The organism is Vibrio sp. SCSIO 43097, from assembly GCF_023650755.1.
In the GTDB taxonomy this organism is placed as follows: Bacteria; Pseudomonadota; Gammaproteobacteria; order Enterobacterales; family Vibrionaceae; genus Vibrio; species Vibrio alginolyticus.
In genome coordinates, this window is sequence record NZ_CP071840.1 from 2,907,993 (window position 1) to 2,927,704 (window position 19,712).

At 43.9% G+C, this 19,712-nt stretch carries 19 protein-coding genes and 1 other annotated feature; of the genes, 5 read left to right on the forward strand and 14 right to left on the reverse strand.

Features of this window, described 5'->3' with window-relative positions; all coding sequences use genetic code 11:
• Positions 1-35 precede the first annotated feature (35 nt).
• Positions 36-1,259: an ATP-dependent RNA helicase SrmB gene (gene srmB, locus J4N40_RS14065; protein ID WP_005381797.1), complete on the forward strand. Its 1,224-nt coding sequence runs from the start codon at positions 36-38 to the stop codon at positions 1,257-1,259.
• A gap of 109 nt (positions 1,260-1,368) precedes the next feature.
• On the opposite strand, the gene yaaA is transcribed toward srmB, so the two are convergent.
• Together yaaA and J4N40_RS14075 are read right to left on the reverse strand one after the other, a co-directional pair.
• Positions 1,369-2,145: a peroxide stress protein YaaA gene (gene yaaA / locus J4N40_RS14070; protein WP_005382848.1), complete on the reverse strand. Its 777-nt coding sequence runs from the start codon at positions 2,143-2,145 to the stop codon at positions 1,369-1,371.
• Between the two features lie 110 nt (positions 2,146-2,255).
• Positions 2,256-3,689, reverse strand: coding sequence for an alanine/glycine:cation symporter family protein (locus tag J4N40_RS14075; protein ID WP_005381800.1), 1,434 nt, complete (start codon positions 3,687-3,689; stop codon positions 2,256-2,258).
• 721 nt (positions 3,690-4,410) lie between these two features.
• Between J4N40_RS14075 and J4N40_RS14080 the strand changes: the two genes are divergently transcribed.
• Positions 4,411-4,596 (forward strand): DUF3545 family protein, encoded by a 186-nt coding sequence (locus tag J4N40_RS14080; protein ID WP_250654285.1) that lies wholly within the window; start codon positions 4,411-4,413, stop codon positions 4,594-4,596.
• 236 nt (positions 4,597-4,832) lie between these two features.
• On the opposite strand, the gene J4N40_RS14085 is transcribed toward J4N40_RS14080, so the two are convergent.
• From J4N40_RS14085 to nfo, 3 genes are all read right to left on the reverse strand, one after another.
• The gene (locus J4N40_RS14085) at positions 4,833-5,384 is read right to left on the reverse strand and encodes a hemerythrin domain-containing protein (RefSeq protein ID WP_017821507.1); all 552 of its coding nucleotides are present in this window, start codon (positions 5,382-5,384) and stop codon (positions 4,833-4,835) included.
• Between the two features lie 113 nt (positions 5,385-5,497).
• Positions 5,498-6,178, reverse strand: a complete 681-nt coding sequence (ung, locus tag J4N40_RS14090) for a uracil-DNA glycosylase (protein ID WP_005382846.1) — start codon at positions 6,176-6,178, stop codon at positions 5,498-5,500.
• Between the two features lie 289 nt (positions 6,179-6,467).
• The gene (gene nfo / locus J4N40_RS14095) at positions 6,468-7,352 is read right to left on the reverse strand and encodes a deoxyribonuclease IV (RefSeq protein ID WP_017821508.1); all 885 of its coding nucleotides are present in this window, start codon (positions 7,350-7,352) and stop codon (positions 6,468-6,470) included.
• A gap of 326 nt (positions 7,353-7,678) precedes the next feature.
• On the opposite strand from nfo, the gene grcA reads away from it, so the two are divergent.
• The gene (gene grcA / locus J4N40_RS14100; RefSeq protein WP_005381814.1) at positions 7,679-8,056 is read left to right on the forward strand and encodes an autonomous glycyl radical cofactor GrcA; all 378 of its coding nucleotides are present in this window, start codon (positions 7,679-7,681) and stop codon (positions 8,054-8,056) included.
• Between the two features lie 111 nt (positions 8,057-8,167).
• Here grcA and J4N40_RS14105 read toward each other — a convergent pair whose 3' ends face one another.
• From J4N40_RS14105 to thrL, 5 genes are all read right to left on the reverse strand, one after another.
• On the reverse strand, positions 8,168-8,827 hold the full coding sequence (locus J4N40_RS14105) for an NADPH-dependent FMN reductase (RefSeq protein WP_025768426.1): 660 nt from the start codon (positions 8,825-8,827) through the stop codon (positions 8,168-8,170).
• Between the two features lie 138 nt (positions 8,828-8,965).
• A complete protein-coding gene (gene thrC / locus J4N40_RS14110) occupies positions 8,966-10,246 on the reverse strand; it encodes a threonine synthase (protein WP_025768425.1) in 1,281 nt (426 codons plus the stop codon).
• A complete protein-coding gene (gene thrB, locus J4N40_RS14115) occupies positions 10,243-11,199 on the reverse strand; it encodes a homoserine kinase (protein ID WP_017635074.1) in 957 nt (318 codons plus the stop codon). The genes thrC and thrB overlap by 4 nt, the downstream gene beginning before the upstream one ends.
• A gap of 20 nt (positions 11,200-11,219) precedes the next feature.
• Complete coding sequence (gene thrA, locus J4N40_RS14120; RefSeq protein ID WP_025768424.1) at positions 11,220-13,679, reverse strand: bifunctional aspartate kinase/homoserine dehydrogenase I; 2,460 nt, start codon at positions 13,677-13,679, stop codon at positions 11,220-11,222.
• Between the two features lie 53 nt (positions 13,680-13,732).
• Positions 13,733-13,852, reverse strand: a sequence feature (Thr leader region).
• Complete coding sequence (gene thrL / locus J4N40_RS14125) at positions 13,788-13,865, reverse strand: thr operon leader peptide (protein ID WP_074192076.1); 78 nt, start codon at positions 13,863-13,865, stop codon at positions 13,788-13,790. It overlaps the preceding feature by 65 nt.
• A gap of 423 nt (positions 13,866-14,288) precedes the next feature.
• Here thrL and J4N40_RS14130 point away from each other — a divergent pair, with 423 nt between their 5' ends.
• Entirely contained in the window at positions 14,289-14,759 is a 471-nt protein-coding gene (locus J4N40_RS14130) for a hypothetical protein (RefSeq protein ID WP_025768423.1), read from the forward strand.
• Here the strand turns inward: J4N40_RS14130 and J4N40_RS14135 are convergent.
• Positions 14,756-15,238: a putative 4-hydroxy-4-methyl-2-oxoglutarate aldolase gene (locus J4N40_RS14135; protein ID WP_005381822.1), complete on the reverse strand. Its 483-nt coding sequence runs from the start codon at positions 15,236-15,238 to the stop codon at positions 14,756-14,758. The genes J4N40_RS14130 and J4N40_RS14135 overlap by 4 nt on opposite strands.
• Positions 15,239-15,302: 64 nt before the next feature.
• Positions 15,303-15,713 (reverse strand): DUF3293 domain-containing protein, encoded by a 411-nt coding sequence (locus J4N40_RS14140; protein ID WP_250654286.1) that lies wholly within the window; start codon positions 15,711-15,713, stop codon positions 15,303-15,305.
• Between the two features lie 361 nt (positions 15,714-16,074).
• Between J4N40_RS14140 and arcA the strand changes: the two genes are divergently transcribed.
• A complete protein-coding gene (arcA, locus tag J4N40_RS14145; protein WP_005381824.1) occupies positions 16,075-16,791 on the forward strand; it encodes a two-component system response regulator ArcA in 717 nt (238 codons plus the stop codon).
• An 85-nt stretch (positions 16,792-16,876) separates the two neighbouring features.
• Here the strand turns inward: arcA and J4N40_RS14150 are convergent, their stop codons facing one another.
• On the reverse strand, positions 16,877-17,326 hold the full coding sequence (locus J4N40_RS14150) for a putative periplasmic lipoprotein (protein ID WP_005381825.1): 450 nt from the start codon (positions 17,324-17,326) through the stop codon (positions 16,877-16,879).
• A gap of 1 nt (position 17,327) precedes the next feature.
• Positions 17,328-19,682: an aerobic respiration two-component sensor histidine kinase ArcB gene (arcB, locus tag J4N40_RS14155; RefSeq protein WP_005381826.1), complete on the reverse strand. Its 2,355-nt coding sequence runs from the start codon at positions 19,680-19,682 to the stop codon at positions 17,328-17,330.
• Positions 19,683-19,712: the final 30 nt, after the last annotated feature.

Genomic DNA, 19,712 nt, shown 5'->3' on the forward strand with positions numbered 1-19,712 from the left:
ACCATTAACCAAGCTTTGCTTGTGGAGAACTCATTGTGATCAGAACCTTTGCTGAACTTGATCTAGACCAAAACCTACTTGAAGCCATTGAAGAGATGGGTTACGAACGCCCAACAAAAATTCAGGCAGAAGCGATTCCACAAGCGTTGGACGGTCGTGACATTCTAGCGTCAGCGCCAACAGGAACTGGTAAAACGGCCGCCTTCGTCCTGCCAGCATTGCAATACTTGCAAGACTTCCCTCGTCGTAAGCCTGGGCCTGCGCGTATTTTGATCCTAACGCCTACTCGCGAACTGGCGATGCAAATTGCCGATCAAGCACGTGCTTTGGCAAAAAATACCAAACTCAACATTTTCACCATCACTGGTGGTGTTCAGTACCAAGAGCACGCCGACATCCTTGCAACAACACAAGACATTGTGGTTGCGACACCTGGCCGTTTAAAAGAATACATTGATGCAGAACGTTTTGATTGTCGTGCAATCGAATGGTTAATCCTTGATGAAGCAGACCGTATGCTAGATATGGGTTTTGCTCCTACTGTCGATCGCCTATCTAACGAATGTCGCTGGCGTAAGCAAACCCTTCTGTTCTCAGCAACGTTAGAAGGGAAAGGCGTAGAAGGCTTTACCGCTGATCTGTTGAATGACCCAGCAGAAATTGATGCAAAATCACCGCTGCGTGAGCGTAAGAAAATTGCTCAGTGGTATCACCGAGCTGATGATGCTGAACACAAACTGGAATTACTAAAACACATTATTACTCAGCAAGCTGAGCGCACTATCGTCTTTTTAAAGACTCGTGAGCGTTTGGCTGAGCTACGAGCGCAGCTTGAAAGTGCACAGATTCCATGTTCTTGGATTCAAGGTGAAATGCCGCAAGATCGTCGTAACAATGCGATTTCTCGCTTCCGCGATGGTACTGTGAACGTGCTGCTAGCGACGGACGTTGCTGCGCGTGGTATCGATCTTCCGGATGTATCACACGTTATCAACTACGACATGCCGCGCACGGCTGATGTTTACCTTCACCGTATCGGCCGTACGGCTCGCGCAGGTAAGAAAGGTAACGCTATCTCAATCGTAGAAGCACACGACCAACCAATGATGGATCGCGTTGCGCGCTACGTGAAAGAAGACATCAAAGAGCGTTTCGTGAAAGAGATGCGTCCTAAACACAAAAAGCCTGTGTTTAAGAAGAAAAAGAAAAAAGACGACAAGAAAAAAGTAGCGAAAAAGAAAACCGCTAAGAAGAAGTAATCTTGTTGGAGCCAAGTAGCTCAAGCTAGAAAATAACAAAGGGTTGGCAATGCCAACCCTTTTTCGTTTGTGCTGATAGAGATTAACGTCGATTACGTCTCAATCAGCTTTATTTTTGCTCTTCACGTTTAAATACTAACTCTGTTGGCGTCGATTCATCTTCCACAAAGTAGTAACCCGCCGTATCAAACTTAGTCAGGTCTGCCACGCTCTCAACACGGTTTTCAATGATGTAACGCGCCATCATACCGCGCGCTTTCTTCGCGTAAAAACTGATGACCTTGTATTGACCATTCTTACAATCTTTGAATACTGGCGTGATCACTTGCGCATCTAAATTCTTTGGCTTAACCGCTTTAAAGTATTCATTTGATGCAAGGTTGATAAGGACATTATCACCTTGAGCAGAAATTGCTTCGTTAAGCTTGTCCGTAATAACATTGCCCCAAAACTGGTACAAGTTCGTACCTTTGTCGTTTGCAAGCTTGGTACCCATTTCAAGACGGTATGGCTGCATCAAATCAAGTGGTTTTAGTAAACCATAAAGACCCGATAGCATACGCAGATGATCTTGAGCATATTCGAAGTCCGCTTCAGATAAACTTTCGGCGTCTAGCCCTGTGTAAACGTCACCTTTAAATGCAAGAATAGCTTGTCGAGAGTTTTCCGTGGTAAACGTTTCACTCCACTCTTGGAATCGGCCCACATTTAAATCGGCAATCTTGTCGCTCACTTTCATTAAAGAGGCAACATCAGCAGGAGTCAGTTTGCGGCAAACATCGATAAGCTCTTTTGAGTATTCGACCAACTCAGGTTGAGTAAATTTTTCTGTCGCTAACGGAGACTCGTAATCAAGAGTCTTCGCTGGAGAAACTACGATAAGCATGACTTTCCCTTCTCTAATTTTGTTTTTAATAGGGTACAAAAAAAGCCATGCATTGTCTGCATGGCTTTTTACATCATACTAATAGCTTTCAACTATGAGTGATAGCTCACTTAGTCTTTTTTATCGTTGTACCAAATGCCTTCTTCAAGCTGAGATTTCAGCTCTGGGAAGTCATTCGCATCAAATGTTGGCACTTTGCCTTCACCAAGCTGGCGGTTGTAATCTTTTGCCAGTTTAATCACGATGCCAGATAGCAAGATGATCGCCACTAAGTTGACTATCGCCATCAGCCCCATAGAGACGTCAGCAAGCGACCATACGACTGGTAACGAAGCTAGTGCACCAAACATCACCATACCAAGAACAATAACGCGGAAAATGCTTAAGCCCGCTTTATGATTGTGCTCTAGGAAGATTAAGTTCGTTTCAGCGTACGAGTAGTTCGCAATGATTGAAGTAAACGCAAAGAAGAAGATTGCCACAGCAACAAAGATGCCGCCCCAATCGCCAACTTGTGAGCTCAATGCACGCTGAGTTAGCTCGATACCCGTCACTTCTGTTGCTTGACCGACATACTCACCAGACATCAGGATGATAGCCACTGTTGCAGAACAGATAACGATTGTATCCATGAACACGCCTAGCATCTGTACGTAACCTTGAGACGCTGGGTGTGGTGGGTAAGGTGTTGCTGAAGCCGCCGCGTTAGGTGCCGACCCCATACCTGCTTCATTCGAGAATAGACCGCGCTTGATACCGTTAATCATTGCCTGTGCAATTGCGTAGCCAAGACCACCTGCTGCTGCTTCTTGCAGACCAAATGCACTCTTAAAGATAAGCATCAATACATCAGGTAATTTCTCGAGGTTAGAGAACATGATGAACAGCGCTAGGGCTAGATAAAGTAGTGCCATGATCGGAACGATCATCTCAGCAACTCTTGCGATACGCTTGATGCCACCGAAAATAACAATTGCAGACAGTAAAACAACAGCAATACCGACATACAGGTTATTCCAACCAAATGCGTTGCTCATTGCATTGGCAATTGAGTTAGCTTGTACGGCGTTGAATACCAAACCAAAAGCGATGATTAGGAAAACTGAGAACAACACGCCCATCCAACGCATGCCCAGGCCTTTTTCCATGTAGTAGGCAGGGCCACCACGGTAGTTGCCATCATCATCTTTGGTTTTGTATAGCTGCGCCAGTGTGCTCTCGGCAAACGATGTTGCCATACCAAGCATTGCAATCAGCCACATCCAGAAGATCGCACCAGGACCACCCGCAGTCAATGCAACTGCAACGCCCGCCATGTTACCTGTACCAACACGTGCAGCAAGACTAGTACAAAGCGCTTGGAAAGAGGAAATACCAGCTTTGTCTGCTTTACGACTGTTCTTAAGAACAGAGAACATGTGGCCGAAATGGCGGAACTGAATGAACCCTAATCGAACGGTGAAGTAAATACCAACACCAACAAGAAGATAAACCAGAATCGAGCCCCAGAGGAGATCGTTCATCAAATTGATTAAGTCTGTCATGTGTACCTCAAAGTGAGTTGCGCCAGTCTATGCGTCCTAGCCATCCACCAAATTGCCTGCTAAGTGTCAAAGTGTGCTTAGCTTTTTAAGTAATGTTTATGGGCAATCTAGAATCGTAAACGTCGCTTCATGCATCCATTTTACGTACCAGCGTATTTTTTGACGGGCGGATAATGCAACCTAGGAGCGCAAAAATCAATATGCAACAATGAGAATAACATTGTTATTTTTCACTATAAAGTCACCAAAAAATAACATAAATAGAAGACTTAACACTCAAACTGCGCAACATTTCAATTACCAAACACCAACATAAATAATTATTCCTCATTAAATAGAATGGTAAACCGTATAAACAAGAACAAGCTAGTATTCACAAGGTGTTACATAAATTTACGCTAGTGACTTACCATCTAATTGAACACTATTTCATCAAACTGATTTTATGCAACTTTAACCTTTGCGCAGTGCACCCATTCATCAAATCGAATTAACATAGAAAATCTCTCTATTTAATCGTTTTCTTGAGATCGTTTGTGCATTTTTTATCCACATCGTTGCAATAAAAAGTGTGATTTTGAGAATATTTTTGCACGAAAATGTCATGCTACCGACACAAATGCGAAATATATCATGGTTATTCTCACGGCTATTGTGGTACTTAAAAAACTCCACAAGGACTGGTTACAACAGTTTAGCTTAAGAAAGGTAAAGGTGGCTTATGGAAGGCTTTCAACTAGATGACATTTTTAATCTGGATACTACCTCAACAACCAAATCTCGTGCCAAACCAGTAAAGCGAAAGTGGCGTGAAATAGAAGAGATGAACGACAGACGCAATTTGCTTAAAAAGCTGCGCGAACTTGATGTCTGTACCGATTATAACTTGGAAGACATTAAACTCTAATTCAAACAAAAGGCACCTTACAGGTGCCTTTTGTTTTTTGTTTACAGTGACCGTAAACACCGTGAGTTTATGTACCAAGGTTTAAGTATGAATACCATTATTACTCAATGAGAATCTTCCGTACTTTTTGCCGAGAAATATGCACACTAAATTTTCGGTTGATTCCCAATAAATAAGAAATGTATCTCACAAACCCGAGAGACGGCTTTCGCTCGCTCAGGTTTCATCACTCAGGCTTAAACATACTCAGTATCACTTTGACGAACACGTTCGGCCAACTGCTTATAACGATCAGCAATCGTGTCACCAAACACAGGATCATCCTCACTGACGCTCCATAAGCTCTCGACATGCTGCCAATCTTCTGTGGTAAATAACTCTTCAATGAGAGGCAAAATTTTTCGCTCTTCTAGCTCCAAGTGGCGCCTTTGCGATTCAATGAAATCTTCTAGGTGAGCGACGAACATGTCTTGTGGCACAACAGCATCCTGAAGGATCATCTCTATCACGGATGAAAACTCTCTGGTTTTACTCGCTAACTCTAGATGTTCTTTCTCTAAATTTTCCATGGTTTGTTGCTTACCATAGTGTTCAAGAAAGTGATGATAGAGGATATCTTCTTTCGGGTGGTGTACTTTCTCCGAATGATTAGAGAGGTAATCAACAATCTCGCTTACTAACGCATAGTTGATTACACGTTCTTTTTTTATCTCATTAAGCTTATGGCGCAGTATCGCCAACAGACGAACCATATAACCATGTTCGCGTCGAATTCTTTCGATCATCATAGCGTCTCTCCTTAACACCTACTTTTAGTAAGTGTACATGAGAAATTTACTATCAGCCTCGAGCGTGCTCAAAAAAACAGCGATCATAGCATCCATGATCGCTGTCTCTTCATTTATACCGTTAATGGCAAATGCCAGTTGATTGGTGCTTTTTCTTGTGATGTAAGTAACTGGTTTGCTTGAGAGAAATGCTTACAACCGAAAAAGCCTCGATGTGCAGAGAGTGGCGATGGGTGTGGGGCAGCTAACACATGGTGCTTATTGCGATCGATAAAACGACCTTTCTTCTGTGCATGTGACCCCCACAACAAGAACACTACACCTTCTTGATGCTGGTTAATGGCCTCAATAACGCGGTCAGTAAAGGTTTCCCAGCCAGTTTTCGAATGTGAGTGTGCTTTGCCCTGCTCTACTGTTAATACGGTATTGAGTAGCAACACCCCTTGTTCAGCCCAGCTTTGCAAAAAACCATGTTGAGGGATTTGGAAACCTTCAATATCTTGCGCCAGCTCTTTATACATATTAACCAGTGACGGTGGCGTTTTAATGCCAGGAAGTACAGAGAAACACAGGCCATGCGCCTGATTTGGGCCGTGGTATGGGTCTTGTCCTAGAATCACGACCTTAACGTCTTTGAACTCGGTAAAACGAAACGCGTTAAAGACATCTTTTGCGGGAGGAAAAATAGCTTTGCCTGCGGCGCGTTCGGCTTCAACAAAATTCAAGGTGTCTACAAAGTAGCTCTGCTTTTTCTCTTCGCCGATCACATCGTGCCAAGTGGGTGACTGATTCATGGAAAGTTCCTGTCCTAAATTTTGCTTCTATTCTAACGAGCGAAACTCAAACAAACAAAAACTTACCACGAACTTGAGACAAGTAATAAAAGACTAATGCTTCTGTGGCGTTCGAAAATGCCCCTGTCCGGTAATGTGACGATTAGGCATCGGTAAGCGAAGCACGCGACGAGTGAAAGCATAAGGAGTAAAAGAGAGTGGTCGAGACATGTTGGCATCCTTCTTTGCTAATTCAGAGATTGATGTTCAATGACTAAGAAAGAAAGGTGCCAACTTTGTGGTTACGCCATTAACTGTCAATGGCCGCTAAATGGAATTGACGCAACGTGTTGATCTCTTGCTGCCAAATATCTGGATCAATTGTTTCTAAAATCAGAGGGATACCATCAAAACGAGGGTCTTTCGCGATGTACTCAAAGCAATCCCACCCGATCTCTCCTTTACCTAGAGAATGGTGGCGATCTACTTTGCTGGCAAACTCTACTTTTGAATCATTTAGATGCATTGCTCTTAAATAGTGCATACCTACGATACGGTCGAACTCTGCAAAGGTGCGCTCGCAATCTTCTTTTGTACGTAAGTCATAACCAGCCGTAAAGGTATGGCAGGTATCAATACAAACGCCGACACGATCTTTATCTTCCACTTGCTCGATGATTTCAGCAAGGTGCTCAAACTTCCAGCCTAAGTTAGTGCCTTGACCTGCCGTATTCTCGATAACAGCGATCACATTCGGCACCGCTTTATGCGCAAGATTGATCGACTCGGCGATCGTTGCGAGGCACTCCTGTTCAGAGACTTTCTTTAGGTGACTACCCGGGTGGAAGTTAAGCAAAGTCAGCCCTAACTGATTACAACGCTCCATTTCATCAATAAATGCCGCGCGGGATTTATTCAGCTTTTCTTCTTCCGGCGCACCCAAGTTAATCAGATAAGAATCATGGGGAAGAATATGTTCTGCTCCGAAACCCAGCATTTTACAGTTCGCTTTAAACGCACTGATGGTTTTTGCTTCTAAAGGCTTCGCCACCCACTGGCGTTGGTTTTTTGTAAATAGTGCGAATGCATTCGCGCCAATTTCACGAGCTCTCAACGGAGCTTGATCGACCCCACCAGCAGCAGAGACATGTGCACCAATGAGTTTATTCCCAAGCTTGTTTTTCATGTTTGTCATTTAATCACTTTAGACTTTCAGTATTGCTACCTAAATACAGATAGTTGCGTTAACCAGTTTAAACTTTAATCTCAATTTGTAGTAAATTTACAACAAAACCAGTTATTAAATATTTTTTATATTATCAAATAAATTGTAATTAGTTTGTTTTCAAAGGTTTTATTGATTTAACTCAATAAAATCACCTTAATAAAAATAATGTTTTTGGTTGTTTTTTGACTTAAATCAATATTAAAATAGTGGATATTAGCTATATAATACTCAGCTCAACGAAAATTCGAAAATTAACACCAATAATCACCACGTAAGTGGTCTAGGAGATAGTGATGATCCAAGGTATCCAAATTACAAAAGCGGCAAACGACGACCTACTAAACTCTATCTGGCTATTAGATAGCGAAAAAAATGAAGCTCGCTGTGTTGCTGCAACTGCTGGCTACGAAGCAGACCAAGTTATCGCAATCAGCGACCTAGGTGAATACGAAAGCCGTGAAGTTGCAATCGAAACTGCTCCTCGTATCGAAGGCGGCCAACACCTAAACGTGAACGTGCTTAAACGCGAAACACTAGAAGATGCAGTTGCACACCCAGAGAAATACCCACAACTAACTATTCGTGTTTCTGGTTACGCAGTACGTTTTAACTCGCTAACTCCAGAGCAACAACGTGATGTAATCGCTCGTACTTTTACTGAGACTCTATAATCTCTCAGTAAACTAGCTCGCTAGAATTTAAAAAGCTTGGTCAGCAATGACCAAGCTTTTTTTGTTTCAGAATCCTTCTAAAGCCTTTCTATAATGGAAAGCAACTCGCCTCTAAGGTGCATTTCTTTGCGAAGGATCTTTCTGAAACGCTTGCGCTAAAGAGGTTGGATCAAGCCTATCTCTTTGCAGTGACGCCCCTTCTGCCCACCAAATCAATTGATGCATAGTGCGATTCATATAGTTGTCCCACTGCGTCTGCTCCGACTCATCCGCAGCAACGCCCTGCTCATCAAACACTTCTTGCGCTTTCGGAATGTGGATCATCGCAGAGACAGGTAAACATCCAAGTTCAGATAAGAAGGTACGCATAGAAACGGCAGCTCTAACACCACCCCATTGTCCGGCAGAATAGGTCACGATAGCACTCGGCTTGTAAGAAAACAGCGAACTGCCGAAATGGTTAAGCGTGTTCGCCAGAGCAGGACTCATCGAATGGTTATATTCCGGGCTAACCATCACATACCCATCCGCATGTTTGATTTTATCTGCCAACTCACTTAGGTGATGCGGAACTTTAGAGCGGTGATAAGCAAACTCGGGCTTAAACACATCACCAAAGTCGTAATTCAAAGGGTCGATGATTTCGACCGTATGTTGCGAATGTTGACTCGCGATGAGTTTTTCACACGCTTTACTGACTCGCATTCCTAAACGGGCTGGTCGTGGTGGCGTGCTGTTTCTCACTGAGCCAAGAAAAATCAAAAAATGCATGCTTCTCTTTCCATCTCATTTAGTTAAGTTCGTTTCTCAATAATAAAGAGAGTCAAAACTTACCGACAATAAAAAAGGTGAATGATTACTCATTCACCTCTCGTTATTTCTGTTTTGATACTTACTATACTTTGAAGCTTACTGCACGCGGCGCAGTACTTGTTTCAATGCGTCAAAGTCTGCGTCGAGCTCTTCCGATAGCAGCTCCATCGCAGCGTGCTTCGCTAGTGGCGCAGGAAGCTCGATATCGGATTCTAGAATATCATCCACGACTTCTTTGAACTTCGCAGGGTGAGCAGTACATAGGAACAGACCGGTTTCACCGTCTTGCAATTGTTCTTCAAGCACTCGGTAAGCAATCGCACCATGCGGTTCGCATAGGTAGCCTAGAGCATGTAAATCTTTCACTGACTGTGCGCTTTGCTCATCAGATACTGCGCCTTTACCTAACGTCTCCAAGCCCCACTCTTTCACGCGGCACAGCTCTTCAATACGAGGCCAGTTGTTTGGTTGGCTCACGTCCATCGCGTTCGATGTTGTTGCGACTGTTGGTTTTGGCTCCCACTTACCTGTTTCTAGGTAGCGAGGAACAGTGTCATTGGCATTAGTTGCCGCGATAAAGCGTTTGATAGGCAAGCCCAGCGCTTTTGCCAGTAGACCAGCAGTTAGGTTACCAAAGTTACCACTTGGTACTGATACCACTAGGTTTTCACGCTCTTGCTTGCTCATTTGCGCAGCTGCTTCAAAGTAGTAACAGATTTGCGCCATCAAACGGCTGATGTTGATTGAGTTTGCAGAGTTCAGACCGATCTCTTCACGCAGTGCAGAATCATCAAAAGCTTGCTTAACCAGTGCCTGACACGCATCGAAGTCTCCATCGATCGCGACAGTATGGATGTTCTTACCAAGCGTACAGAATAACTTCTCTTGCAGTGGGCTGATCTTACCTTTCGGGTAAAGAATCACAACGTTGATGTCTTCCATACCGTAGAAAGCATGCGCAACGGCTGCGCCAGTATCGCCGGAAGTTGCAGTCAGAATAGTGATCTTGCCGCCGTCCGAAACCGCAGCAAGAGATTGCGCCATAAAGCGACCACCAAAGTCTTTAAACGCAAGCGTTGGGCCATGGAACAGCTCCAGTGCGTAAACACCATCTCTTACTTGGTTGATAGGCGCAGGGAATTGGAATGCAGCATCAACAAGAGCATTCACTTTCTCCTCTGTAAGTTCATCCCCAATTAACGCCGATAGAATCTTAGTGCTACGAGAGACAAAGTCTTCTGCAAGCAGCGCATCGATATCTTCAAATTTTGGTAATTCCGATGGGAAAAATAGGCCTTGATTGCGACCTAACCCTTGGCGAACGGCTTGGCCAAAGGAAACTTGTTCATCATTTTCTTTTATATTGTAAAGCTTCATAGCTCACTTCCTGTTACTTTCGAACCCTGCTTATCTAGACGACAAACGTGGACGAATCCTTCTTCGTTTTGTACGTAGTTTTGTTCTAACCAGCGAGCAACTCGCTCAGCGACATCTTTCTCTTTGCAAATACTGAACAGTGTCGGACCACTGCCAGAAATACCGGTTGCCAATGCACCCGCAGACGCTGCGTATTGACGTGCATTCGCAAAACCTGGAAGCAGTTTCTCACGATACGGTTCTGCGATCACGTCTTTGATCATTTTTGCAGCAAGTTCTGGCTGACCAGAATGACACGCATGAATAAAGCCCGCAAGGTGGCGACCATGAGCGATGATATCTTGTCGGCGGTATTGAGATGGTAGGATCTCACGCGCTTCCGCCGTTGATACCTTGATACCCGGATACGCCATCACCCAGTACCAATCATCAAAGCAAGGCACTTCTTGACTGATGATACCCAACTCTTCAAGCATCAGTTGCACACCACCAAGGTAACATGGCGCAACGTTGTCGTAGTGAATACCACCAGAGATCTTGCCTTCCATCTCTCCCATCAGCGCTAGTAATTCTGTCTCGTTAAGTGGCTGTCCATGGAATCGGTTCAATGCATCTAATGCAGCAACGATAGAACATGCACTTGAGCCTAAACCAGAGCCAATTGGCATGTTCTTTTCTAGCGTCATCTCAAGTGGTTTTAGCTCAACGCCTTTTTTGTCTAACTCACGAGCAAACACAAGCCAACAGTCGTAAACGATGTTCTCTTTTGGTTCAGTTGGCAATTTCTCAACAAAATCACCCGCCGTTTTAAGGCTGAACGGATCAGCCCCAGATTTCACCAATACACGGTCACCCAATAGTGTACCATCCACTGGAGACACGGCAGCCCCCAGCACATCAAAGCCAACGCTTACATTACCAATTGATGCTGGGGCATAAACCACTACATCCATATCACTTGAACTCATTATTATTATACCCCTAGTTTCCAACCTAAAGTACGCATCACGTCAGAAAATACACCCGCAGCCGTTACTTCGGTGCCTGCACCATAGCCACGTAACACTAGTGGGATTGGCTGATAGTAACGGCTGTAAAATGCCAGTGCGTTTTCACCGTCCTTGATTTTATACATTGGATCGTTTTCATCCACCGCTGCGATGCTTACTGTGCACTTGCCCTCATTAATCTCACCAACGTAGCGCAGTACTTTGCCTTCTTCTGCTGCCTTTGCAGATAATTCTTTAAAGTAAGCGTCTGCTTCAGGTAAACGCGCCATAAATTCATCAACGCTACCAGAATCATCAAAACCTGGTGGCAGTGCTTGATCAACCACAACGTCTTCTAGTTCTAGAGACATGCCTGCTTCACGAGCCAGGATCAGAAGCTTACGCGCAACATCCATACCAGAAAGATCATCACGAGGATCCGGTTCAGTAAAACCATTTTCTTTTGCGATATTAGTTGCTTCACTTAGGCTCATACCTTCATCTAACTTACCGAAGATGTATGACAGAGAGCCAGAAAGAATACCGCTAAAGCGCTCTAGCTCATCACCCGCTGAGATTAGGTTTTGCAGGTTTTCGATTACCGGTAGACCCGCCCCCACAGTTGTTTCGTACATCAGCTTGCGACGAGAGCTGCGCGCAACATCACGAAGCTGATGGTAGTAAGCCATGCTTGCTGTGTTTGCTTTTTTATTTGGTGTAACGACATGGAAACCAGCAGCTAAGAAATCAGCGTATTGATTCGCGATATCTTCACTTGATGTACAGTCAACCAATACTGGGTTGATGATGTGGTTACGTTGAACCAAAGAAATCAAACGCGCTAGGCTGAACTCTTCTGTCGCTGCCGACATACGATCACGCCAATGATCGAGTGGCAGACCTTCACTATCAAGCAGAAGACCTTTGCTGTTTGCCAAGCCACACACGCGAATAACGATGCCTTTTTCCGCAAGCTTCGCCTGTTGACGCTCGATCTGATCCACCAGCTCACCACCAACGCCGCCAATACCAACCACGAATACGTCTAAGAAGTGCTTAGAGTTGAATAGGTTTTCGTGACACGCTTTGATCGCTTCAGAGATTTTATCTTCAGGAATCACGGCTGAGATAGCACGCTCAGATGAGCCCTGTGCGATGGCTACAATGTTTACGTTCACTTCAGCAAGAGATGAGAAGAAGCGAGATGCAACACCGCGCGATGTACGCATGCCGTCACCAACCAACGTTATGATTGAAACATTATCAATAAACTCGACCGGCTCTAATAAGCTATCTTTCAGTTCCAACTCAAACGCATCGGCCAGTACTTGTTGCGCTTTTGCTTTATCTTCTGCCTCAATACAGAAGCTAATGCTGTACTCAGAAGAAGACTGAGTAATAAGAACAATAGACACACCAGCGGAAGACATTGCGCCAAATACGCGGCTTGCCATGCCAACCATACCCTTCATACCTGGGCCGGAGACGTTAACCATGGTTAGGTCGTTTAGCGTCGTGATACCTTTGATCGCCAGATTGTCTTCACCAGTGTCTTGCCCAATCAGGGTACCTGCACCTTGTGGGTTAAAGCTGTTTTTGATCAGACATGGGATGTGGAACTGCGCGATAGGAGCAATGGTTTTCGGATGCAAAACGGAAGCACCGAAGTAAGAAAGCTCCATTGCTTCTTGGTAGCTAAGAGATTTAAGCAGGCGAGCATCTTCTACTAAACGAGGGTCACAGTTGTATACACCATCTACGTCAGTCCAGATCTCACAACAATCTGCGCGCAGACACGCTGCAAGAACCGCCGCTGAATAATCAGAGCCATTGCGACCAAGTGTTACCAATTCACCTTTCTCGTTACCTGCGGTAAAGCCTGGCATGATGTTCACATGGCCCAGAGGAAGAGGGTTTTGGCGGAAGTTTTGCGTTGAAACGTCTACATCAACCATGGCTTCAAGGTGATCACCTTTTGCGTATAGGTATTCAACTGGGTCGATAAGATGTGCAGGCTGGCCTTTGGCTTCTAACACTGCTTTCATCAATTGAATCGAAACGCGTTCGCCTTTGCTAATAATACGTGCATTAACATTGTTTGGGCACATGCCAAGAAGATTGATGCCATGAACGAATTGGCGTAATTGAGAGAGAGAAGTTTTCACTTGGTTATCGAAAGCTGAACCATCGATATTGGGTAGTACTGCTTGGACTTGAGTGAAGAGCGTTTTAAACGACTCCTCCAATTCTTTGATTTGTAGTTCTGCTTCACCATTGCGCAATGCGCCTTCAATGACCGAAACCAATTTGTTTGTTGTTTTACCAGGAGCGGAAAGAACAACCGCCACTTCTTCTTGTTGAGCGTTATTGGCAATAATGTCTGCCGCTCTCAAAAAGCGATCTGCATCAGCTAGTGATGATCCGCCAAACTTCAATACTCGCATCCCTTCCTCCGGTATATCTTCTTAAATTTGTCTAAATTCTGGATAAAAAAGCATAAAAAAAGGCCTGTATCTTGTTGGATACAGGCCTTTTTTGTGAATTTCTTTCGCTCAGCAGCCTGCCCCAACATGTGTCGTGTCGGTAATAATAATGGTCGTGGTCATTACTACTAGGCTGTTAGATGGCATAAATAAATATTCAACGTTAATTGTGTTTGCTTAACTCTACGTTTACCGAGTTTCTGATACATAGTCAACAAAAAATTGTTTGTTTTTCCATCTTTCAGAGATTTCTGCTAAGCAATGTCATTGATATTTATAGTTAATTACACATTATTGATCATTTGAAAATCTACAGTTAATTTTTGTAAAGGACTTAACCATCATCACCAGTTCGGTTTTTTATCTAATAACTAGTCTGATCTTTGCCATAAAACGTACGATCAAATAATTCGAGAGGGTTGTGACACATAACAACAACTTAACTGTGACTTATGTTCATAGGATCGAATTATTTAGAAAATAGGTGAGCTAGCTTTCATATTCTATGCTTTAATAGTGAGAAGCTTTGGGCGCATACTAATAAAAAAGTTGACACAAGGAGTGGTGAACATGAAAAGATGGATTTTTCTGTTGCTGTTTTTTGTGCCTGGTGTTTGTCTAGCAAACGAGCTTCCGCCGCTTCCAGGTAAAACATCCCCTTCTCCTCATAAACTATTCATTTCCAGCGACAGTTACCAGTCTGACAGTTTTGATGTTTGGAATATCGATACGGGTTACGCCTACGAACTTTTTGATTCGGTAGATGTTTATGTCGGTGCGCGAGTCAATAACTCTCCTACCCAAAATCAAAGTGGTTTTTTGAGTGGGATCAGCTATCACTTTAATGATCGTGTCACGCTGAAAAGTACAGTTCGCTCTTACAAGAACGAAACAGCGGAAGGTATTCGCCAAGACGACAGCAGCCTCGCGGCTGAAGTATCAAGTCGCGTAAAAATTACCGATAAACTGGATCTTCACGCGACTCTTGATTACCAAGATTGGCAACAAGGCTTTGAGGTTGGTTTAGGCTTTCGTTTTTAGAAGTCCAGCTTTTGCTTAGAAATCAATACACCGTTCCAGTCAGCGTAAACGTAGTGCTTAGGTTGAACGATTTGGTTTTGCATCGTTAAGGTTACGTTTACCTCTCCTATCCCGCGTTTCTCTGTTTTAAACGGGTTAGTTCCAAGAGCTTGAACGCCAATGTCCATTTGAGATATTTGTGCTACGTCGCGTATTGCACCATAGACAATGATGCCTTCCCACCCATTTTCTATTCCGAGTATCGCTAATTGATCGCCGAGTAATGCTCTCTGACACGATCCATGCCCGTCAACAATCAATACTTTACCCGTTCCATCTTCGCCCAGTACTTCACGCACTTTCGAGTTATCGTGATAGCAGCGCACCGTAACGATTTCACCGTAAAAAGCGCTACGTTGACCAAAGTTCTGCAATGGTAAAGTAAGCAAGCTCACTTGGTCTTCAAATTGGTCACAAATATCGGGTGTAATGTCTCTCATATTTCCTCCGTGAATTTTCTCACCCAAGCGGTGCTTCAGTGAGCAGTATCCTTTTCTATACCTTCTATACGAGCCGAGGTTTAATGGAGCCTAACGTATGAAAAACTTTCGGCTGCGAGCACGCAATAAGATAAAGTTGGTCATTAATGACGTAATAAATCGCGTTTTGTTGAAAGTCACTCGCCAATTCAACGGCTACCTCTGGCGACAACTCGACGGCAAAGCTTTCCTCATACCATGTAAAAGCGCTATCACCTACCGTGACAGGCGCGTAATTAACGTGCTGTAGCTGTTTTTCTAACGCGTGATTGTTTATGCTGTTCTCTTCTTTTTTGGACCTCAAGTTACTGTATGGGTTCCAAGCGGTTATCACAGCATAGTTTGAAACACGCCACTCGGCTTCGAATCTGAAAAAAGATTCTGAATAAGCATTCCATAACGATGCGTCTATGTTCTTATTACTTTTTTCTATCATAAGTCTTAAACGATTAATAACAGTTACATTTCATCAATTGATATAAATCAACAAACTGAATGGAATTAACATTTGAGCATTGTTAGCATGCTGTTAACAATATAAAATCCGCTCAATATCTTAGGGTGTTTACGTTTCAGGCCCCACTGAAAGCAGGAAATGAAAGGTAAACAAGCCCTTTAGAATAAACGTCGCCATTGGATACTGGTGAGTTGGCAAAATTCCATGGAGGGCGGATAACTGAAAGAAGTGTTTTTTTGATCAACTTGATTTATTATCAAAATCACATTACCTGTATGTTATATTTTTGCCTAGAATTTATTCTATTAGCACAATTTTGTCACAAATTTAGGTACCGCCAATGCAAACCCCGCAGATTCTTATCGTTGAAGATGAGCAAGTAACTCGTAACACTCTTAAGAGTATTTTTGAAGCAGAGGGATACGCTGTTTTTGAAGCCAGTGACGGTGAAGAGATGCACCAAGTGTTGTCTGATAACTCAGTCAACTTGGTTATTATGGACATTAATCTTCCAGGCAAGAATGGCCTTCTACTAGCGCGTGAATTACGCGAGCAAGCGAACATTGCTTTAATGTTCCTGACAGGCCGTGACAATGAAGTAGACAAGATCCTAGGTCTTGAGATTGGTGCAGATGACTACATCACTAAACCATTCAACCCACGTGAACTAACTATTCGTGCACGTAACCTACTTAGTCGCTCAATGAGCTCTAACGCGGTGCAAGAAGAGAAGCGCTCGGTAGAAAAGTATGAATTCAACGGTTGGGTACTAGACATCAACAGCCGCTCTCTAGTAAGCCCTGCTGGTGATAGCTACAAGCTACCTCGCTCTGAGTTCCGCGCATTACTGCACTTCTGTGAGAACCCGGGTAAGATTCAAACTCGTGCAGATCTTCTTAAGAAGATGACTGGTCGTGAACTTAAGCCACACGACCGTACTGTAGACGTAACGATTCGTCGTATCCGTAAGCACTTTGAGTCTGTTTCAGGTACGCCAGAAATCATCGCCACTATCCACGGCGAAGGTTACCGCTTCTGTGGCGATCTAGAAGACTAGATTTAACCGCTAATATGCAAAGGGCTTGCTCATTGAGCAAGCCCTTTTTGTTTTAGGTCTAACGACTAATGCAACATCATTGCGGTTAATAAACCTTGTTAATCTTCACGTACTTTTCGACTAACCAACGCTGTTTACCCGCATCGTCTAGAAGCACTGCGATATCAACCGATTTTTCTGTGTTCACATCAATGTGAGACGAGAACGCCACCTCCCATCGGCTTTCACTGTGCGTTCGAGTATCTAAAGACGCACTGTCCACCAACCACTCTTTTTGCCCCTGTTTAATAATAAGAGCTTCTGCCGTTAGATTTGCAGGAAGTAACTGATCTCCTTCGAGGTAAAGTGCACCTTGAATACTTTGCTCTTCCACGTCCCCAATATTCGGCATGAGGTTCACCCATAAATTACTTTTGAGCTCAACATTAACCTCATTAATCGTAATCTGACTGTTTTGTTGCCAATTCACATTTGGAACGGAACTACAGCCTGCCATCAATGCCATGGCTAATGCCAATGGTGCGATTCTTTTCATGTTATTTCCTTTGTTCCAACCAACTTTTGAGGACTTGAATATCGTTTTGGTATTCATTTTTGATCTCTTCAACCCAGTCTGAAATGTTTTCCCACCATGCTGGCATATCGGGCGATTGCGCTTTTTGCGCCACACTTTGGATACGTTTCAGGCCAATTGAACCTGCAGCACCTTTGATTTTATGCGCTTCAGAAACAATCCCATCTTGATCTTTCGCTGTCATGTTCGAATCTAAGACATCGATATAGTCTGGCATCATATCTTCAAACATTTTTATGCTGTCGTAGACAGGTTTTGCACCAACAATGTCGACGTAAGACTCTAACATATCCATATCGAGCAAATGTGTCTCAATCACAGGAGAAGGCACTGGCTCTTCCACTGTTTCGGGACCGCTCACCACTTCCTTAGGTTGTTCTAACTGGTGAGCGAAGAATTTATCAATCACTGACTGAATAGCATTCACTGCCAGCGGCTTACTGATCGCATCATCCATGCCGTTATCTAAGTATTCACGACGATCTTTCATTACATTAGCAGTTAAGGCGACCAATGGAGGAAGATTGTTATAATGCTTGCGGTAATAATTGGCGACATCAAAGCCCGTCATATCAGGCAGTTGGATATCCAACAACGCTAAGTCGTATTTTTCTGGCACAAAGTTCACTAACGCTTCTTGGCCCGTCATTGCCACGGTGACAGAGTGCCCTAGGCTCTCTAGTAACGATTTAGCCACAGTTACGTTAAGCTCGATGTCTTCGACCATAAATATGTTGAGGCGCACATTGTCGCGTTTCGCATCAATGACTGGCTCAGCTAGTTCAACAATCGGAACGTGGATCGATACAGTAAAAGTGCTACCAAAGCCTTCCTCACTGGTAACCGTAATGTCACCATCCATCATATTGATCAGTTGCTTAGATACCGCCAAACCAATACCTGTACCGACCGCATGCAGGTTGTCCTTGCCTGATTTCACTTGGTAGTACATCGCAAAGATCTTATCTAGCTCTTCGTCTGGGATACCAATACCTGTGTCTTCCACTTCCATAATAATGGTCGCAAAATCGTCTTCGACATCCGCGCTCACTGTCATCACAACGCCACCTTCCTTGGTGAACTTCATTGCGTTGCTGACCAAGTTCCAAATCACCTGACGTAGACGGGTTGCATCCACTTCAATTGCTTTTGGCAAGTCGCTTAAACGTTCTAAGTCAAAGCGTAACCCTTTTTGTTCCGCCATCAGAGCTGAGATACTCTCAATCTCTGCGACGAAGTCTTCGAAGTTAAGTGGCGCAGGTAATAGTTCTAACTTACGGCGATCAAATTTATCCATATCGATAATATCGTTGAAGATGTTACCTAGAGTAATCGCACTCACATTGATGGTCTGCATGTGTTTACGCTGCTCTTCTGTCAACGGACTATCTAGAAGCATACGACTTAAGCCTACAATGCCATTCAGCGGCGTTCGCAGCTCATGACTGATGGTTGAGATGAAGGTAGTTTTGTCGCGGCTTGCTTTCTCTAACGACTCTTCATGGCGCTTACGTTCAGTGATATCACGACCGAACCCAACGAGACCAAGGTGGCGGCCATCTTTGCTGTAAAATGGCACTTTACGCAGCTCAAAGTAATGCTTGCGACCATCTGGGTATTCGAGCCATTGCTCGTAAGTAATTGCTTGATTATCGGCAAAAACCTTTTGGTCAGTATCAACGATATGCTCGGCGATTTCTTTGCTATACACATCCCAAGGGCTTAATCCGACTAACTGGTGCTCTTTCTTGCCCGTTAGCTCTTCCATCGCGCGGTTACAGCCAGAGAAAACACCATCCGCATTGCGGTAGTAAATTAAGTCTGGTGAGGCATCAATAAATGAACGCAGTAATGCGGTACGTTCTGCCAACTCTAATTGAGTACGTTCGCGTTGGAACACCTCATTTTCGAGGTCTTGCATCGCCTCTTCACGTGCTTCTTCCGCTTTAATACGCTCTTCAATTTCTTGGTTAAGCTTTTCAATGTTTTGTTGAAGTTGGTAATTCAGCTCTTGATCTCGCGAACGCATGTCCTTCAGTTTGGACACCAGCTTAGTTAAACGCTGGCGAGACTCTTCTAGTTGATCGACAACCACAGAGAGGAAGTAAACCGCCCAAGGGGTGATCAATAGACCAAAAAACACCGAACGGACAATGTCGATATCATCTACTCGCCCTTTGAGAGCTAAAGTAATCCCTACCTGCACCACAACAGCTAATGCCACCAGCGCAAGGGCTAGCAAAATAGAGAAGCGAACAATCCCCAGTTTGACTAGCAAGTCGACATAATACTGGGCGAGATTTTTCATGGGTTTCATTAACTACTCCATGGTGGTGGCTAGATAGCG

Coding starts and splice junctions, on each gene's coding strand:
- yaaA (WP_005382848.1), bottom strand. CDS start 2,145: ATGCTTATCGTAGTTTCTCCAGCGAAGACTCTTGATTACGAGTCTCCG.
- J4N40_RS14075 (WP_005381800.1), bottom strand. CDS start 3,689: ATGACAGACTTAATCAATTTGATGAACGATCTCCTCTGGGGCTCGATT.
- J4N40_RS14080 (WP_250654285.1), top strand. CDS start 4,411: ATGGAAGGCTTTCAACTAGATGACATTTTTAATCTGGATACTACCTCA.
- J4N40_RS14085 (WP_017821507.1), bottom strand. CDS start 5,384: ATGATGATCGAAAGAATTCGACGCGAACATGGTTATATGGTTCGTCTG.
- ung (WP_005382846.1), bottom strand. CDS start 6,178: ATGAATCAGTCACCCACTTGGCACGATGTGATCGGCGAAGAGAAAAAG.
- nfo (WP_017821508.1), bottom strand. CDS start 7,352: ATGACAAACATGAAAAACAAGCTTGGGAATAAACTCATTGGTGCACAT.
- grcA (WP_005381814.1), top strand. CDS start 7,679: ATGATCCAAGGTATCCAAATTACAAAAGCGGCAAACGACGACCTACTA.
- J4N40_RS14105 (WP_025768426.1), bottom strand. CDS start 8,827: ATGCATTTTTTGATTTTTCTTGGCTCAGTGAGAAACAGCACGCCACCA.
- thrC (WP_025768425.1), bottom strand. CDS start 10,246: ATGAAGCTTTACAATATAAAAGAAAATGATGAACAAGTTTCCTTTGGC.
- thrB (WP_017635074.1), bottom strand. CDS start 11,199: ATGGATGTAGTGGTTTATGCCCCAGCATCAATTGGTAATGTAAGCGTT.
- thrA (WP_025768424.1), bottom strand. CDS start 13,679: ATGCGAGTATTGAAGTTTGGCGGATCATCACTAGCTGATGCAGATCGC.
- thrL (WP_074192076.1), bottom strand. CDS start 13,865: ATGCCATCTAACAGCCTAGTAGTAATGACCACGACCATTATTATTACC.
- J4N40_RS14130 (WP_025768423.1), top strand. CDS start 14,289: ATGAAAAGATGGATTTTTCTGTTGCTGTTTTTTGTGCCTGGTGTTTGT.
- J4N40_RS14135 (WP_005381822.1), bottom strand. CDS start 15,238: ATGAGAGACATTACACCCGATATTTGTGACCAATTTGAAGACCAAGTG.
- J4N40_RS14140 (WP_250654286.1), bottom strand. CDS start 15,713: ATGATAGAAAAAAGTAATAAGAACATAGACGCATCGTTATGGAATGCT.
- arcA (WP_005381824.1), top strand. CDS start 16,075: ATGCAAACCCCGCAGATTCTTATCGTTGAAGATGAGCAAGTAACTCGT.
- J4N40_RS14150 (WP_005381825.1), bottom strand. CDS start 17,326: ATGAAAAGAATCGCACCATTGGCATTAGCCATGGCATTGATGGCAGGC.
- arcB (WP_005381826.1), bottom strand. CDS start 19,682: ATGAAACCCATGAAAAATCTCGCCCAGTATTATGTCGACTTGCTAGTC.